General features: G+C 33.0%; 14 protein-coding genes. 10 read left to right on the top strand and 4 right to left on the bottom strand.

Features of this window, described 5'->3' with window-relative positions:
* Window positions 1–317: 317 nt before the first annotated feature.
* The 4 genes from C1638_RS03450 to C1638_RS03435 are packed head-to-tail and all read left to right on the top strand — an operon-like array spanning window position 318 to window position 6,104.
* The gene (locus C1638_RS03450; RefSeq protein WP_109618206.1) at window positions 318–1,964 is read left to right on the top strand and encodes a class I SAM-dependent DNA methyltransferase; all 1,647 of its coding nucleotides are present in this window, start codon (window positions 318–320) and stop codon (window positions 1,962–1,964) included.
* Window positions 1,964–3,373, top strand: coding sequence for a restriction endonuclease subunit S (locus tag C1638_RS03445; protein ID WP_109618204.1), 1,410 nt, complete (start codon window positions 1,964–1,966; stop codon window positions 3,371–3,373). The genes C1638_RS03450 and C1638_RS03445 overlap by 1 nt, the downstream gene beginning before the upstream one ends.
* Entirely contained in the window at window positions 3,370–5,070 is a 1,701-nt protein-coding gene (locus C1638_RS03440) for a restriction system-associated AAA family ATPase (RefSeq protein WP_109618202.1), read from the top strand. The genes C1638_RS03445 and C1638_RS03440 overlap by 4 nt, the downstream gene beginning before the upstream one ends.
* Window positions 5,071–5,120: 50 nt before the next feature.
* On the top strand, window positions 5,121–6,104 hold the full coding sequence (locus C1638_RS03435; protein ID WP_123838319.1) for a hypothetical protein: 984 nt from the start codon (window positions 5,121–5,123) through the stop codon (window positions 6,102–6,104).
* 64 nt (window positions 6,105–6,168) lie between these two features.
* Here C1638_RS03435 and C1638_RS03430 read toward each other — a convergent pair whose 3' ends face one another.
* Window positions 6,169–6,390 (bottom strand): hypothetical protein, encoded by a 222-nt coding sequence (locus C1638_RS03430; protein ID WP_109618198.1) that lies wholly within the window; start codon window positions 6,388–6,390, stop codon window positions 6,169–6,171.
* Between the two features lie 92 nt (window positions 6,391–6,482).
* On the opposite strand from C1638_RS03430, the gene C1638_RS03425 reads away from it, so the two are divergent.
* Window positions 6,483–7,028: a hypothetical protein gene (locus C1638_RS03425; protein ID WP_109618196.1), complete on the top strand. Its 546-nt coding sequence runs from the start codon at window positions 6,483–6,485 to the stop codon at window positions 7,026–7,028.
* Window positions 7,029–7,102: 74 nt separating this feature from the next.
* On the opposite strand, the gene C1638_RS03420 is transcribed toward C1638_RS03425, so the two are convergent.
* On the bottom strand, window positions 7,103–7,615 hold the full coding sequence (locus tag C1638_RS03420; RefSeq protein WP_109618195.1) for an AAA family ATPase: 513 nt from the start codon (window positions 7,613–7,615) through the stop codon (window positions 7,103–7,105).
* A 151-nt stretch (window positions 7,616–7,766) separates the two neighbouring features.
* Between C1638_RS03420 and C1638_RS03415 the strand changes: the two genes are divergently transcribed.
* The 4 genes from C1638_RS03415 to C1638_RS03400 all read left to right on the top strand — a co-directional run bounded on the left by C1638_RS03415 (window position 7,767) and on the right by C1638_RS03400 (window position 13,640).
* The gene (locus tag C1638_RS03415; RefSeq protein ID WP_109618193.1) at window positions 7,767–8,438 is read left to right on the top strand and encodes a hypothetical protein; all 672 of its coding nucleotides are present in this window, start codon (window positions 7,767–7,769) and stop codon (window positions 8,436–8,438) included.
* Between the two features lie 349 nt (window positions 8,439–8,787).
* Window positions 8,788–11,292 (top strand): PIG-L family deacetylase, encoded by a 2,505-nt coding sequence (locus C1638_RS03410; RefSeq protein WP_109618191.1) that lies wholly within the window; start codon window positions 8,788–8,790, stop codon window positions 11,290–11,292.
* 100 nt (window positions 11,293–11,392) lie between these two features.
* Window positions 11,393–13,084: a sodium:solute symporter family protein gene (locus C1638_RS03405; protein WP_109618189.1), complete on the top strand. Its 1,692-nt coding sequence runs from the start codon at window positions 11,393–11,395 to the stop codon at window positions 13,082–13,084.
* Between the two features lie 37 nt (window positions 13,085–13,121).
* A complete protein-coding gene (locus C1638_RS03400) occupies window positions 13,122–13,640 on the top strand; it encodes a DUF2911 domain-containing protein (protein WP_109618187.1) in 519 nt (172 codons plus the stop codon).
* Window positions 13,641–13,707: 67 nt separating this feature from the next.
* Here the strand turns inward: C1638_RS03400 and C1638_RS03395 are convergent, their stop codons facing one another.
* On the bottom strand, window positions 13,708–15,141 hold the full coding sequence (locus tag C1638_RS03395) for a serine hydrolase domain-containing protein (protein WP_109618185.1): 1,434 nt from the start codon (window positions 15,139–15,141) through the stop codon (window positions 13,708–13,710).
* Between the two features lie 101 nt (window positions 15,142–15,242).
* Window positions 15,243–16,046 (bottom strand): helix-turn-helix domain-containing protein, encoded by an 804-nt coding sequence (locus C1638_RS03390; protein ID WP_228428008.1) that lies wholly within the window; start codon window positions 16,044–16,046, stop codon window positions 15,243–15,245.
* A gap of 145 nt (window positions 16,047–16,191) precedes the next feature.
* On the opposite strand from C1638_RS03390, the gene C1638_RS22600 reads away from it, so the two are divergent.
* Window positions 16,192–16,389, top strand: a complete 198-nt coding sequence (locus tag C1638_RS22600) for a hypothetical protein (protein ID WP_228428006.1) — start codon at window positions 16,192–16,194, stop codon at window positions 16,387–16,389.
* Window positions 16,390–16,867: the final 478 nt, after the last annotated feature.

The raw sequence follows: 16,867 nt of genomic DNA, 5'->3' as shown, positions 1-16,867 counted from the left end.
TGATAAAGAGAAATGATTGTTAGTCATCATTTTTCAGATATTATGCTCTGCTGTGGAAAGTCTTTCGAGTTTGAGCTTGTAAGTAAGGTTATTTTCTTTAAAATTGTTCCAGGAGACTTCGGAGAGCGTTAATATAATAATATAAATTATATTCTTACTAACACTATTTGTATCAAAGAATTACGAGTCTAGATATTGAATGTAATTATTAGAAATAGTAGAATGAGACTCAATAAAAGATACGCAAACAACGAATAAAAAGTATATTTGCATTTTACTGAACTTTTGTAAGTGAAGGAATATCATAAAAGAAAATAATGCTATCAACAGAAATAAAAAATAAAATACAGCTTCTTTGGGACAGGCTTTGGGCAGGTGGATTATCCAATCCTATAACTGCGATTGATAATATTTCATATTTGATATTTATGAAGCGTTTAGAGAATTTTCATCCAGGGCTTAGTGATGAATTTAAGTGGAGCAAATTTAATAATTTAGAAGGATCTGAATTAAAATCTAAAATAGACAGCGTATTTACATTTATCCAAAATGATTTATCTAATGATGATGAACCTTTTGCCATTGAAATGAAAAATGCAAGGTTTGGTATAAGTATTCCTTCCCTATTAGAAGACGTAGTAAAGATAATCGATGATATCTTTTACTTGGTAGAAGAAGAAGAAAAGAAGGATCAACATTTTCAAGACATCTTAGGTGATGTATATGAGTACCTTTTAAGTGCTACAAATGAAGCAGGAAAGAATGGTCAATTCAGAACACCAAGACATATTATACAAATGATGAGTGAATTAGTTGCTCCGAATATTGATAATGAAGAAACAAAAATTTGTGATGTAACTAGTGGAAGTTCCGGTTTTCTGGTTGGTGCATATCAGTATATTCTTAAAGAAAACAGTAAAATGGTTACTTTTGATGAGGAGAATCAATTAGAGAAAGGGCTTGATGGCAAAAAATTAACACAAAAAAAGAATCAGCAACTAAAAGAAGATACATTTTACGGGTTTGATATCGATGCTACTATGGTGCGGATTGGTATGATGAATATGATGATGCATGGTATCAAAAAACCTCATGTCGTTAATTTAAATACCCTATCCAGTGAGTACGAAGATTTCTTCAGAAGGAAATTTGAGCGAGAAATAACCCTTGAAAATATAATTGACGGGAAAATCAAAGCTAAAATAACTGTAAAAAGGTCCAAAAAAATATCAAAAACTGAAAATAATTTTTGGGGTATGGAAGAATACAGTTATATTTTGGCTAATCCACCTTTTGCGGCAAAGGTTAACAGTAAATCAATAAGTACAAATTTGAATCGCATTTATGAAATAAATGAAGGTAAAATACAGTCGCTACAAACTGAACTTTTATTCTTAGAGCGTATTGTATATATGCTTAAGAAAAATGGTAGAGCTGCTGTAATTATTCCTGAGGGAGTTTTATTTAATTCTGGTAAGGCTTATAAAGCAACTCGTGAAATATTATTAAAAGACTGTGATTTGGAAGCTGTAATATCATTACCTAGTGGTGTATTTAACCCTTATAGTGGCGTGAAAACTTCAATACTTTTATTTACTAAAAAACAGTTTAGATCTGATAAATATCACACTAGAAAAGTTTGGTTTTACGGAATGGATTCGGATGGTTATACGTTAGACAATAGCCGAAGAAAAATAAAAAATGATTTCCCTCTTCCGCAAACCGTTAAACAATATAAAACCAGAGATGAAAAAAGTCACTCACAAAAAGACCGTAAACAGAAACATTTTTATGTTCCTGTTAGTGAAATTGAGGAAAATGGATTTGAATTAAACTACAATTTGTATAAAGAATTTGTTTTTGAGGAAACTTCATATGAAGAGCCTGCCAAGTTGCTTAAACAAGTTTTAAAGATTGAAGAAGAATTGTTTCTTTCTTTAAAACAATTAGAAAAAGAGTTGTAATGGAATATTTAAGTACAACAATAGGAGAAATCATAGAGAATATCCAAACAGGAAAAACTCCCAGCACTAAAGAGCCACTTTATTATGAAGGAGATGTGCTTTGGGTTACCCCTACAGATTTACAGGGTCAGCAATATATTTCAGACACAAACACAAAAATATCAGAGCTAGCTCTTTTAGATAATCAAGCTTTCTTACACAAAGAAAATACTGTCTTAATAAGCTGTATCGGAGACATCGGTAAGGTTGCGATAGTTAAAAAACCAGTTTCTAGTAATCAACAAATAACAGGGGTTCGAATAAAGGAAAAAATTATCCTCCCTAAATTTTTTTACTATTGGATCATTAGAAATAAAAATTACTTAAATTTTAAAGCAAATAAAGTAACTATTTCTATTTTAAACAATACTAACCTGAGAAAGCTAAATATAAATTATCCTAAGGACTTAGAGTTTCAAGAAAAAGTAACTTCCCAATTAGATAGGATTCAGATATATATTAATGAGAAAGTGAAAAATATCAATGTATTGGAAAATTTAACCCAATCAATATATTTCAAAATGTTTGGAGATCCTGTAAACAATCAAAAAAGCTTTCCTTTAAAAAAGCTTTCCCAAGTTACTCATAAAGATAAAATAATTACGTATGGAATTGTTCAAGCGGGCCCCCATATTGATGAGGGCATACCATATATTAGAACAGGTGATATAAAAGACGGAAAGATTGTTTTAGAAAATTTACTTAAGACAACTAGTGAAATTTCAGAAAAATATTCACGAACAATTTGTTCGACTGATGATATTCTTATTACAATTAGAGCTACTATAGGTGAAGTTGCTATGATAAATGCTAATAGTGAAGGTTTTAACTTAAGTAGAGGCATTGCATTAATTTCTCCAAATAAAAAAGTTATTATTCCGAATTATTTATATTCGACTTTACAAAGTGGAGGTTTTCATTTTATTATAAATAAATATGTAAAAGGTTCAACGTTCAAGGAAATTACATTGGAGAAATTGAGAAATATAGAAATTCCAGTTCCTAATGATCTTACTTTACAAAATACGTTCAGTAAAATTTATGAATCTATTCAAGACGTAAAGGGTAAAGTTGAACAATCACTAGAAATATTACAGGAATTATTTCAGGTAATTCTTCAAAATGCTTTTAAACCTGATGTTGAGATAGATGAAGAACCGATTTTTAAGGATTTGATTAAGAAATTCACAGCTCAGGATTTGAGAGGTAATAAACAACGATTACAATACTTAATAAATCTCTTTGATCAACAGAATTTTGATGATTTTAAAGATTTTACAGAAACAAGGAAAATATTGTTTGACCTTATGCAAGAGGAAGAAATTATTCAGGTTTTTGAAATTGATAAAGTGAAATTACAAGTAAAATGAAATTAGCTCGATTAACAATATTAGAAAAGTTCAGAAGTCTTGGTGAAATAAATACAAATAGAGGTAAGGAAAATTTTACTGTTATTTTTAGGGATGATGAACCCAATCAAGAATGGATGAATTTTCATCCTTATTGTTTTGCTGGACTAAATGGTTCTGGTAAGTCTAATGTATTGGAAGCGTTATCAAATATTTTTTATCACTTAGAGTGTTGTACACTTGCTCCGGAGACTTCACGATTTTTAGAAAATGATTTTAGAAAAGAGGAATCTGTTCCGGTTGCTTATGAATTAGAATATTTCATTATTCCTCGAGAAGCAGATAAAGAAGTAGAAAACTATCACAATGTAATTATTAGAAAAGAGAAAGATAAAATTCCTCAAATAAAAATAAAAGCTTTAGATCAATCTGATACGCCTGAGTTTATAGATATTTCGGGCTCTATTAGAAGTTATTTACCAGAATTAGTTATTGGATATTCTTCAGGAGAAAATGAAATATTGAGCTTACCGTTTATAAAATCTAGATTATTACAACTAGACGAGTATACTTATCACTTGCGTAATAGAACAAAACTTGTCCTAGATTATAAGTTAGAAATAAAACCTGAAAGTAGTTTAGTATATATGGATTATCATATGAGCCAAGCAATTCTTTTAGCTAATTTTCTTTTACAAGATGATGATACTATTGAACCAATAAAAGAGCAGTTAGATATTGATAAACTTGATAGTTTTCGCTTAGTCATAAACAATCATAAATTGTATTATGATGACGAGGATCCCGAATTAGGATATTTATTACCATTAGTTGAGGAAACATTAGATAAACTACGCAAATGTGCTACTGTAAAATTTACCCAAGTTGTTGTTGATGAACGGAAATATGAATACGAAGTACTCGATTTTTATTTTGATGAAAATAAACAAACAAAAAAGAGTTTTTTAAAAGATGCATTTAAGGAGCATTTTGAATCTCCATTACAGTTGTTTAAAGCATTTCAAATTCTGAATTTACTCAATTTAAGAGTGGTTGATGAAAAACTTAAAAAGGAAGTGTATAATTCTGATAGCTTATATGCAATGTATAAAATACCTTCTTTTAAAGAGAAAGAACATGTTTTTCATTTTAATTTGTTTCGATTAAAAAAAAATAATTCTGAGGATAAAATGCTTTTAAAAGCATTTTCTGACGGGGAGCATCAGTTTTTGCATACAATGGGAATATGTCTTTTATTAGGAGATAAAAGTACTCTTATGCTATTAGATGAACCGGAAACACATTTTAACCCAGAGTGGCGGTCAGAATTTATAAGTTTATTGAAAGATTGTTTAAATAAAAGTGGTACAAATCATTTAATGCGTGATATTCTAATCACTTCGCATTCACCATTTATTATTTCAGACTGTTTTCCTGATAAGGTATTTGTGTTTGATAAAGGAAAGCAACCTCAAAATGCACAAGATTTAAATATAGACACATTTGGAACTTCTGTTAATATTTTGACGAATAAAATCTTTAAACGAAAGAATACGATTGGGGAATATTCACTTAAAAAATTGAATGCATATAGGGAAAAGTTTTTGCAAACTGATGATGTGGAAGGGTTAATTGAAGAGTTAAATTCTGAGTTAGGAGATTCAATAGAAAAAGTTTTGTTAATCAAAGAAATGACGGATATAATTAAGAAAAAATGATAAGGCCATATAAACATATCAATTCTAAGTTCCATAAGATTCAATCTTTTGTGAATCACTTATTTTTAGATGTTATATTCCGTGCTCCTTACATTCCCAATGCGGTGTTTGATACATCTTTAATTTTTCTAAAATACCAACCATTAATAAATGACGTTAATGAGGAATATTTACTTAATCCAATTACTGAATGTTTTGCAATTTGTAAAACACTTTCCAAAAAGAATTTAAAAAAATTAAAACGAGGAGTACATCAAAATAATAAAATCAGGTTATTGTGTAATGGTAATTTTATTCCGTTAGAATATGTTGATATTGATTTGATTAGTGAAGATTTAAGTAAGCAAATCAAAATATTTTTTGATAAACTATATGATGAAGCTGTAAATAAAGCAGTATTTTATCATAAATATGGAAAGATCGAAGATTATTATAAAAGTCTTGTAGGTAAATCAAGAACTTGTAGATGTTGTGGGATAAATAAGGTTTTAATTAAATTCCACTCTAAAAGAAGTGCATTAGATCATTATTTACCAAGAAATCATTTCCCTTTTACATCTATAAATACAAATAACTTACTACCAATTTGTGATACTTGTAACAGCAAATACAAATTAGGAGAAAATACTATTTTTGAAATTATAAAGCGAAATAATAGAATTGTTTCCAAAACAAGAAAACGAGCTTTTTTTCCATTTAGTAAAATTAACCCATATCCAACAATTGATGTAGAAATCACTTTAACTAGGGCTTTTTCTGATGATATGGAACCAAGTGATATGGATGTTGATTTAGTGTGTGCTGGGTTTGAAGAATATATTGTTTCTTGGGATAGGCTTTTTGGAATAAAAGAAAATTATTTGGCCGAATGTTGCTCCGAGGAAATGTATATGTATTATGAAGAGCAGTATGTAGCTGACCTAAATTTTGGCAAAACTCACGATGAATATATAGGAGCTTTAGAGCGTAATAGATTTGGAGATATGAATTTTTTAAAGTCAGCATTTTTAAATGGGGTAAATAACTATCATTAGAAAATTTCATATTATTTAATTTCTATAAATAAAAGACAACTCTTAATTATAGAAATTATATTATTTATATTCCAATCATCTTGAAAAAGCTAGCAAGAGTTAAATTCTTACCATGACAAATTCGCATTATGGTGATAAGAGAAATTTGATAAGTTGCATCTTCTCTCATTCTTCGAACCGTCTTTTCATCAATGTTATGATCTACTGCAAATTTGCTGTTATTGTTCATAGGGATAATCCATTCATCCCTTATAAATTCAACAATTTTTCTATTTGCTTCTGTCATAGAAACAAATAAATTACATATTCTTATAAAAATCTCGGACTCAAATCCGAATGTTTGTAATTTTTTATTACATTTATAAAAAAATACAAGTAATGAAAAAGATAAAAACAGATTTTGCTCCCCGGTTTCGGACAGACAAGAAGCACTCCGGGTTACAGCTGATGGAAACTTTCTTTCAGTTCAATGAGTTGGATGTTTCCAAAGAAAGGCTCAGCAACATTATGAATTATGCAGTAAAGAGAAATAGTTGGATCAATGAAGATCCGGCGGTCATCTTACAGTTTCATCAGTCGATGAGGTCTTTGATCCGGGCAGGGTATTTCATCATGCTGAAGGAAAGGAAATGGACTGTCGATACTCAGCCGGAAAAGATTTCCCCGTGGGTTCTTGGCCTGCTTTCTGAGAAGGAATACCGTAATCCTTTGTTGGTTTTCAAAAAAGCATTCAGAGAATACACCCTCAAAGAATTTGATTATTTTATGTCCGGAATCGTCTATTTCTCAATGGGCGTCTATGAAAATCTACCGGAAAGAAATATCGTTATGCCCTACATTCATACGGTTAAAATGCTGGATGCCGCACACCTTATACTTCAAAGAAGGAGAGAAAAGAAAATGGCTGATACCCATTCAGGATAAGAAAGTTGAGCATAATGCCAGAATTCAAACCTGTAAACTTTTTAAAGCCTTACAGAAGTTACCCGCCTCAGATCCTAGGATAAAATTTCGGTCAGCACCTGATCTTTCCGGTTCGATGGAGTTCCGCTTACTTTAATGACTTTTATTCCAAGATCCTCAATCCAGTCGTAAAGTAATTCATTAACCTTATGCCTGAGTTTTGGCAGCTCTATCTGATGGTTGGATATCAGATCGGGTTCTTCAATAGGGACAAAAACAAAAACATCAATTTCATCAATAATGGTTTGAACTTTTTCAAAGAGAACCTGGATATTTCGACCTGAATCAAGAACATGAAGATAAGCTAAGATATCAATGACGCATCTGTCAAATATGACATCATCTCCGCTTTTGAAGACCAGTTTGGCTGCATAATTAAATTGTTCAAGAAAATCATCAGGATGAGGTTCTTCTGAAAATTCATAGCCTGAAGACTCCATCTGGTAGTAGGGTTCTATTTCAAGGGTGTACCCGGGAAGGTTCTCAAGAAGTTCTTCTGCCAATGTGGTTTTACCGACTTTGTGAGCGCCGATTATTGCAATTCTCATATTCCAGTTTATATTGTAATCCAAAAGTCTAGTACGAAATTTTCGTGCCTGTTTTTTGAGCGTCCATTATATAGAATTTTGCCAATCTATTTAATACCATAATTTTTCTATATTTAGAACAAGTATATAAATATAATATTAAAAAAAGACAATGCCAATAAACCCAATACCTCCGGACGGAGGCATGTTATATAAAGAAACAGATATGGCGCAGTTTCTCCCTGAGCCATTCAATGCAATAACTGCTCTATTATTTTTAGCCTTAGCCATTTTTTGGACCCTTAAAATGAAAGGTAATTTTAAAGAATATCCTTTTTTAACCTACTGCTTAATTTTATTATATATTGGTGCCATAGGGGGAACTGTTTATCATTCATTCAGACAATGGCCGGTATTTATCATGATGGATTGGATGCCTATTATGTTGCTGTGTTTGTCGGCCGGATTTTATTTTTTAGCTCAGAGCATCAGATGGTACTATGCTGTTGTAATGGTTCTCGTATATTTGATATTGATGTTGGCTTTGAGAAATTGGATTTTGGTAGACAACACATCTCTCTTTATCAACGTAAATTATGCAATCATGGCTTCATTTACGCTTTTTTCGGTATTAAGCTATTTAATCTATACCCAATGGAAAGCCGGCAAATGGGTAGGATTTGCTTTATTGTCGTTTGTTTTTGCACTTACTTTCCGTATAGCAGATAAATGGGAATGGTTGAGTTTCGGAACACATTTTTTATGGCATACCTTTGGGGCAGCAGCCACATTTTGCATGTTTAATTATATCTATCTTACACGGAATGCAACTAGAAAAACATAAGGAGTTTTTATTTTCTTTGAAAACTCTGATTCATACATAAGTTTGTTTAAACTTAACCACAAAAGTCACAAAAGTTTTTATTTTTTTAACACTTTAGAACACTTAAGAAGGTTTAAAATAATACAGCATAAAAGTACACTGAAGAAAAAAATCAAAGATTTTTAAAACTTATGTGGACTTATTGTGCGCCAGGATATCCTCTTAAGCTCACTTAAGTGTTTCAATCTTTTGTGCCTTTTGTGATTTAATAAAAAAAATAAACAGCTTTTTTTATGAAATTCACAGTTTAATTCTTTTAAGGTTGAAAGAAAGATGATTTACTTATATTTGCTCTGCAAAGTAAAATTAAATGTTCAAAAAAGTAAGCACTGTATTTATCCTTGGATTTTATACGGTTTTTTGTTCGGCCCAACAGGTTCGACCTTCAAAATCATCTGAAATTTATCGTGAACTCAAAACACTTAAACAGCTGCCTAAAGTTTTATACCTTGCGGCTCATCCCGATGATGAAAATACAGGATTACTTTCCTGGTTAATCAACGACCAAAATGTAGAAACGGGCTATTTGTCTTTAACGAGAGGTGATGGTGGACAGAATTTATTAGGCACAGAACAAGGTGCAGCATTGGGTTTAATCAGAACGCATGAACTTTTAGAGGCAAGAAAGTTAGACGGTGCCCAGCAGTTTTTTACCCGTGCGATTGATTTCGGGTTCTCTAAAAATACAACTGATACCTTTAAGCAATGGGATGCAGACAGCATTACAGCGGATGTAGTTTGGGTAATCCGTCAATTCCGTCCGGATGTGATCATTTGTCGTTTTCCTCCTACTGCTGCGGCAGGACACGGACAACATGCGGCTTCGGCTGTGGTGGCAGAAAAAGCTTTTAAGCTGGCAGGAGACAAAACGGCTTTCCCAGATCAACTAAAATATGTGAATGCATGGCAGCCAAAACGCGTATTATGGAATACCTTCCGCTTTGGTGGAGTCAATACGACAGCTGAAAATCAACTGAAAGTTACCGTTGGGCAATATGATGCGCAATTGGGAATGGGCTATGGTGAATTGGCAGGATTAAGCAGAAGCTTACATAAAAGTCAGGGTGCGGGAACACAGTCTGTAGCCGGCATCAGAACTGAATATTTTTCCCATGTTATTGGCGACCCTGCAAAAACAACACTTTTTGACGGAGTAGTTAAAACCTGGACTTCACAAGGAAACGCTGATATTGACCAATCACTAGATAAAATTATTTCCGCTTTCAATTTCAATAATCCTGACCTTAGCTTACCTGCTTTGCTTGCTTTGCGAAAAAAGGTTGTGGCGCTACAGGATGGAGACCTAAAAAAGGATAAAATTAAATCTCTTGACAATATCATTGTAAGCTGTGCTGGGTTTATGGGCGAAGTGGTTACCAATCAGGCTGAAGCTGTTGCCGGGGATCATTACAATTTCAGGTTAAATCTGATTTCAAGAGCTGCAAATCCTGTCGTTTTAGAAAATGTAAAATGGTTGAGTCAATCAGAAAGCTTCAACAGAAAACTATCAAAAGATTCTTTAATTACCATTCAGCATGATATTCAGATTCCTGCGGATGCAGCACTTACAGAACCTTACTGGTTGGCAAAATCTCCCACGAACGCAGCGACTTTCTCTGTTCCGAATGATACTTTAGTCGGTTTGCCTGAGGCAGAATCACCATTGAATGTTTTGCTTGGTTTAAAAATCGGTTCGGAAAATTTTCAGGTTAAACTTCCTTTATCTTTCAAGAAATTAGACCCCGTGCGTGGCGATGTGGTTGAAGCCTTGCGCATTGTTCCTGCATTGGAACTGAAATTTACACAACCGCTTTATGTGGTCAAAGAAAATGAAGATTTACATTTGAGTTTAAATGTTAAGGTTAATTCCAGCAAAAAGTTCAGTAATGGTAAACTAAACCTGATGTATAACGGAGAACGATTAGGCGGCGCCGATGTAAGTTCGCTCAATGGAAAAGATACTACCATCGATTACGTTATTCCAAAAACTAAACTTGCCTCCATACATACGGATCGTTTGCAATTGGATGCCAATTTTGTTGCTGATGGAGTCACTTATAATAAAAAACAAATATTAATTCAGTACCCGCATTTGTCCACCTTACAATATTTTTCGCCTGCAACTGTAACCGTAATGAAAGGTGATATTCAGGCGAAAGTTAAAAAAGTGGGGTATATAGAAGGAGCGGGCGATTTCATTCCTGAGTTCCTACGTATTGCAGGTATTCAGGTAGATGTCTTGAAAGACGAAGATTTTTATGGTAAATTAGATGAATCTGCTGGAAGTGGCAGTCAAAACAAGCTATCACAATATGACGCCATCGTATTGGGCGTTCGTGCCAATAACACAGAGAAAAAACTGGGTCGCTGGATGCCTTTTTTATGGTCTTATGTAAAAACCGGAGGTAATTTGGTCATGCAGTATAACACCAACCAGGATACAACCGTTGACCAATTGGGAATGTACAATTTCAGTATTGCCAATAAGCGGGTTACCGAAGAAAATGCAGCGGTTACATTTTTAAATCCAAATCATAAATTACTGAACTTTCCCAACAAGATTACTATGGATGATTTTAATGGTTGGGTACAGGAGCGCGGTGCCTATTTCCCTGCTCAATGGGATGCAGCGTATGAACCGCTTTTTGAAATGCACGACACAGGTGAAGAGCCTTTGCAGGGATCAACTTTATATGCCAAATACGGGAAAGGTAATTTTATTTACACACCGTTGGCATTTTTCAGACAGTTACCTGCGGGAAATGTTGGGGCGGCACGTTTATTTTTTAACTTTTTATCTGCACAGAAAAACTGATGAACAATAAACTTAAAAATTGGAATACCTGGTACATACTATTAGCAGTCGCATTAGTATTGCAGATCGCATTTTATTATTTGTTTACTAAATTCTGGGCATGAGTAATATAGATTGGACAGTTCTCATTGTTACACTTGTTGCAGTGGTGGTTTACGGCGTATGGATCGGTCGTGGCCAAAAAAGCAACGAATCCTACCTGAAAGCAGATAATAAAATGCCTTGGTACATTGTGCTGATCGGTATTATGGCTACACAGGCAAGTGCGATTACATTTCTTTCGGCACCGGGTCAGGCGTATACAGACGGTATGCGTTTCGTTCAGTATTACTTTGGTTTGCCTTTGGCGATGATTGTGATCTGCATTACTTTCATTCCGATTTTTCAGCGCTTAAATGTTTATACGGCCTATGAATATTTAGAAAACCGTTTTGATAAAAAAACAAGGGTACTCACTTCACTGCTTTTTCTTTTTTCCAGAGGTTTATCAACGGGAATCAGTATTTACGCTCCGAGTATCATATTATCAAGTGTTTTAAACTGGGATATTTATTTAACCAATGTTTTAACGGGTGGTATTCTGTTGATTTATACCTATGTTGGTGGTGCGAAGGCGATCGCTCACACCCAAAAATTACAGTTTCTTATTATTTTGGGAACCATGGCTTTTGCAGGCTATCTGCTTATTCAGAATATGCCAAATGGAATTGGTTTTAACGATGCGCTTTATCTGGCAGGGAAATCCGGAAAGCTCAATGTAATCACCACAGAATTCGATTGGAAAGATAAATACAATATTTGGAGCGGATTAATTGGTGGTTTTTTTCTGGCACTTTCTTATTTCGGGACGGACCAGAGTCAGGTCGGGAGGTATATTACTGCGAAAGACGATACTAATGCAAAAATGGGCTTGCTGTTGAACGGATTGGTTAAAATTCCGATGCAATTTGCTATTCTCCTGATTGGTGCTTTGCTTTTTGCTTTCTTTTCTCTAAAACCGGCTCCGATTTATTTTAACGAACGCTCTTATCAACATTTAAAGGAAGCAAAACCTGAACAGGCTGCAGTTTTTGAAAAAGAGCATCAGGATTTGCAAATAAAATTTAATGCAGAATCGAAAGAAATTTTAAAGTTGAAAGAAAACAATTCTCCCCAACTTAAAAAAACAATTCAGGATTTTAAAAATACACAAACCCAGGTAAAAGAACTTCACGGCAGGGTAGAGGAAGCAATCAATCATTCAAACTATAATGCCGAGAAAACAGATACCAATTATATTTTCCTGTATTTCGTAAAAAATACATTGCCTGTAGGAATGATAGGTTTACTGTTTGCCGTCATTTTCCTGGCCAGCTGGGGTTCAATTTCCGCAGCGTTAAATTCCCTTGCGGCTTGCTCATTAAAAGATGTTCATTTGATATTTAAAAAAGAAATTCCTGATGATGCCACCGAATTGAAGTACAGTCGTCTGCATACTTTAGCCTGGGGTGTCTTCTCAATCGGTGTAGCCATGTTTGCCACTCAAATGGGCTCCCTTATTGAAGCGGTGAATGTATTAGGTTCTCTTTTCTACGGCCCAATATTGGGAATTTTTCTGGTCGCCTTTTACTATAAAAAAATTACAGGTTCAAATGTATTTATTTCTGCAATTTTATCAGAAATTGCGGTTATTGCCGTTTATAAGTTCGATATCGTTTCTTTCCTTTGGCTCAATGTTATAGGGGCAGCAGCGGTGATTATATTTTCTGCAATCGGGTTACTATTTTATAAGCCGAAAGCTGTAAATTCGTAAACAAACAATAGTAAACATACAAACAAACAAAAATATTATGAAAACCATCATTAAATCTGCTGCCGTACTTGTTGCGACAATGACAATCTCCTTGAATGCCTTTGCACAGGACACTAAAAAACCTGCCAGCCCTCCAGCTACTGCTACGGGAAAAATTAAAGATGCAACCATTACTATAGCTTATAGCAGTCCTTCAGTAAAAGGACGTACAATCTGGGGTGGTTTAGAAGCTTATGATAAAGTTTGGCGTGCCGGTGCTAATGAAGCAACTACTTTCGAAACGGATAAAGACATTACTGTTCAGGGTAAAAAACTTCCTGCAGGTAAATACAGCTTTTTCTTAATCCCTAAACAAAGCGGAACCTGGACTGCGATTTTTAACAAAGAGCCAAAACAATGGGGTGCTTATAAATACGAAGAAGCAAAAGATGCTTTACGTGTTGATGTAAAAACAAAAGCTTTACCAGCAACACAGGAAACGTTAGTGTATAAAATAAACAATAATGGTTTCACAATGGATTGGGATAAAATCTCAGTTCCTGTAGAGATCAAATAAATTTGAATATAAGAAATTAAAATCCCGTATTAACGGGATTTTTTGTTTAAAATTTGATCTGAAAATTTTACTTCCCTGTTTCTTTCTCTATTTTATCGATCATTTTTTCAGCATTACCATTGGTTCCACCAAGACTGATTGCTTTTTTGTAACTCTCTAATGCTAAATCATATTGCTTATCTGTAAAATAGGCTTCTCCTAAACTATCGAATAGATTAGCATCTTTAGGAAACTCTTTTGTCGCCAATTTAAATATTGTTATGGATTCATTGATTTTTCCGAGCCTTGATAGTTCATATCCTAACTTATTAAGCTCTCCCGGGTTCTCAAAACTATATTCATTTTTAGCGTTTTCTTTGAGTAAATAATAAGTTTCTATCCCTTTATTTACATTGTTGAGAGATTCTTTTCTTATCGCTTGATAAATAGACTTTTTAGGAATTTCGTACTCTTTCCCCAACATTAAGTTGTGAATAATATGCCCTAAATCCCAAACTCTATTGAGATTATTGGACACTAGAATTATCGTAATTCTATTTTTAAAATCGTTTAAAAAGATGGATTCAAATTTATAAGAAATTCCATTGTGTCTTTGTAGGTCTTCTTTTTCAAAATATCTGCCAAGTGATCCGCCTTCTTCTTTTGCGTATGGGTTATTCAACAAGGTTTGAAAGGATTCTTTGGATATTAATCGATTAGAATTCAGCGCTTCAGTCCATTTATAGAAATCATTGATATCTACCCAAAGCCAGCCACTAATAAATTTCAATTCCGGGCATCGGACATTGTCCATATCATAACAAGAGGTTCTGCTTTTAGAGCCAAATGTTGGATCAAATACTGAATTGGTCATTTTCAAAGGTTTAACAATGTTTTTAATGACAAATTGCTCAAAAGATATTCCGGTTACCTTTTCAATAATTCTTCTTTGCAAAAAGACATTGCCATTGTCATACCTGTAACTTGTTCCTGGTTCAAAGAGTAGGCTATCATTACTTCTCAAAATATTCCACGTCTCCGCATCATTTTCGGGTTTTAATCGTTCGATTGGAGGAATGCCACTGGCATAATTAATCAGATGACGTATAGAAACTTTTTCTGCCCATTTTGGTAACCCTAAATCAAATTTGGATACCTTGTCATCAAGATTAAGAAGACCACGTTCAACTAAAATCATGATGGCAACAGCATTAAATTCCTTTGCAATAGAGCCAATGTTGAATATTGACTTGTTGTTTAAAGGAGTTTGTCTCGTTTCATCGGTAAAACCAAATGATTTTTGATAGATAATTTTATCATTTTTAGCAATAAGGACATTTCCATTGAACAAACCTCTTTCGTAAGATTTGGTCATTAAGGAATCAATTTGATTGATTTCTGATTTTTGTTCAGTCGAATTTTGATGTATCTTCTTTGTTTCTTTTGGATTATTTAACCCTTGGGCAGAAAGCGTATTTGTCAATAAAACAGTTGTTAATAATAAGAAAAACTTGTTCTTCATTGAAATTATTTTTTTTAAAAACTTTCAGCAAAGATGCTTTAAAACGCTTAAGCACGCGACCGATTAAAAAAAGTCGAACCCATTTGTTAGAAAAAAACGAATTAATGTAAGCTTTTTCTGAAATCTGTCGGTGTTGTACCTGTGTGTTTTTTAAAAGAAGTACTAAACGACGATTTGGAATTGAAACCAACCTGATAAAGAATTTCTAAAATAGTCAGTTCTTTTTGCAAAGGATTTTTCAATATTTCTTTAGCTTTTTCGATTCGATATTCATTAATGAAATCAAAAAAATGCTTATTCATATACAGATTAATCAAAGACGATAAATCTTTGACGGGCATATTTAATTGTTCTGCCAAATCCTGAATCGTTAATGAAGAATTTAAATAAGGTTCATTTTTAATCATAAATTCTTTCAAAGCTAGGATTTGTTTATTTTTTTCATCATCAATTATAGGAGAAGATTTTTGTTTCGGAATTAGATCTATAATAGGCTTCAATTGAGAATTAACTCCTCTGAAAAATTCAGGATTATTTAATGCAACAAATAGATACCAACAAGTACAAAAGAAAAAGGCAAATCCGTCAAGGGTAACAATCCATTGTCTGAGTTCTCCCCAACCAAAAATAAAACTAACCAACCATCTTATAAGAACTAAAAAATGTAAAACATAATATAGAACTGTTATTTTGTAAAGTGCATTTAGAATAGAAATATTTGGATTTGTATAATTCTCGAGATAGACGGTTTTAGACTTTCTAATCACCAGAAATGAAGCAATAAAATAAACTTGAAATAGAAATTCGAAAAGAAAATAAAAAAAATGCATGACAGGTGATTCGCTCAAAGCATTGATGAAACTCACTTTCGAAGCTCTATCTTCAAAATAAATCCCATATGCCATATACAAATTGAATGCAATAAACGGAATGGTGTGCCATAAATGTTTCGGTTTTAATCGAAATTTGGAAAAACAAACGGACAATACATAGAGATAAAACGATGCGGGAACTAAATAGTTAATACTCCAACGAAAAGCCTCGAGGTTAATGAAATTAACAGGAAAATCACGCATCAAAAACTTAAAAGCATCTACAGCGTTTGTAAAAAGGAAAAAAGCAAGGAGCCAATTTGCAAGTCTGTGCTTAGTTTTTACAGTCAATAAAAACAACGCAAGAAAAAATACAAGAAAAATTCCAATAAAAGCGGTTATTTCCAAAAAGCTGTATTTGTCCATAGTTTTTTAACGTAAGTGCAATTTAATATTTAAATAGGAAAACTTAAAGCCGTATAGATGGTTTTTATCTTTCTACTTTACCAAATGTTAAAAATATTCCGCTCAAATTTTAAAAATAGCATTGTTGTAAATGTCAGTATTTCATGTTTTTAGATGCTTTTTAAATAGTTAAAGAGATAGGAGGGAAGGACAGAATATACAAAAAGAAATGCTGAAAAATCTCCCCAAATTTTACACTTGATCAAGATCTTAATAAGTAAATAAAAAAAGCATCACTTTGATTTAAAGTGATGCTTTGTAGTTTTGTGAACTTGACAGTAGGCTATTCAAACTCTTTTTATGTTGATGTAGATAGTGTATTGGAATTATGTGATTGAAAATCAGATGTATAATTTCCCATAGTTTTTGTTTGATTCTGTTAGGTAAGGTGAAAGGGAGGGATTCGAACCAACCTTTTCAAAACACTTTAAAACCTCATTTTGATGTAT

Origin of the sequence: Chryseobacterium oncorhynchi, assembly GCF_002899895.1 — a bacterium.
Lineage (GTDB): Bacteria > Bacteroidota > Bacteroidia > Flavobacteriales > Weeksellaceae > Chryseobacterium > Chryseobacterium oncorhynchi.
This window is presented reverse-complemented; position numbering and strand designations above follow the sequence as displayed.

What these genes read in the sequence shown, in the direction of transcription:
- C1638_RS03430 (WP_109618198.1), bottom strand. Translation starts at nt 6,390, where the DNA reads ATGACAGAAGCAAATAGAAAAATTGTTGAATTTATAAGGGATGAATGG.
- C1638_RS03395 (WP_109618185.1), bottom strand. Translation starts at nt 15,141, where the DNA reads ATGAAGAACAAGTTTTTCTTATTATTAACAACTGTTTTATTGACAAAT.
- C1638_RS03405 (WP_109618189.1), top strand. Translation starts at nt 11,393, where the DNA reads ATGAGTAATATAGATTGGACAGTTCTCATTGTTACACTTGTTGCAGTG.
- C1638_RS03445 (WP_109618204.1), top strand. Translation starts at nt 1,964, where the DNA reads ATGGAATATTTAAGTACAACAATAGGAGAAATCATAGAGAATATCCAA.
- C1638_RS03440 (WP_109618202.1), top strand. Translation starts at nt 3,370, where the DNA reads ATGAAATTAGCTCGATTAACAATATTAGAAAAGTTCAGAAGTCTTGGT.
- C1638_RS03400 (WP_109618187.1), top strand. Translation starts at nt 13,122, where the DNA reads ATGAAAACCATCATTAAATCTGCTGCCGTACTTGTTGCGACAATGACA.
- C1638_RS03415 (WP_109618193.1), top strand. Translation starts at nt 7,767, where the DNA reads ATGCCAATAAACCCAATACCTCCGGACGGAGGCATGTTATATAAAGAA.
- C1638_RS22600 (WP_228428006.1), top strand. Translation starts at nt 16,192, where the DNA reads ATGAAATTAACAGGAAAATCACGCATCAAAAACTTAAAAGCATCTACA.
- C1638_RS03410 (WP_109618191.1), top strand. Translation starts at nt 8,788, where the DNA reads ATGTTCAAAAAAGTAAGCACTGTATTTATCCTTGGATTTTATACGGTT.
- C1638_RS03450 (WP_109618206.1), top strand. Translation starts at nt 318, where the DNA reads ATGCTATCAACAGAAATAAAAAATAAAATACAGCTTCTTTGGGACAGG.
- C1638_RS03390 (WP_228428008.1), bottom strand. Translation starts at nt 16,046, where the DNA reads ATGGCATATGGGATTTATTTTGAAGATAGAGCTTCGAAAGTGAGTTTC.
- C1638_RS03425 (WP_109618196.1), top strand. Translation starts at nt 6,483, where the DNA reads ATGAAAAAGATAAAAACAGATTTTGCTCCCCGGTTTCGGACAGACAAG.
- C1638_RS03420 (WP_109618195.1), bottom strand. Translation starts at nt 7,615, where the DNA reads ATGAGAATTGCAATAATCGGCGCTCACAAAGTCGGTAAAACCACATTG.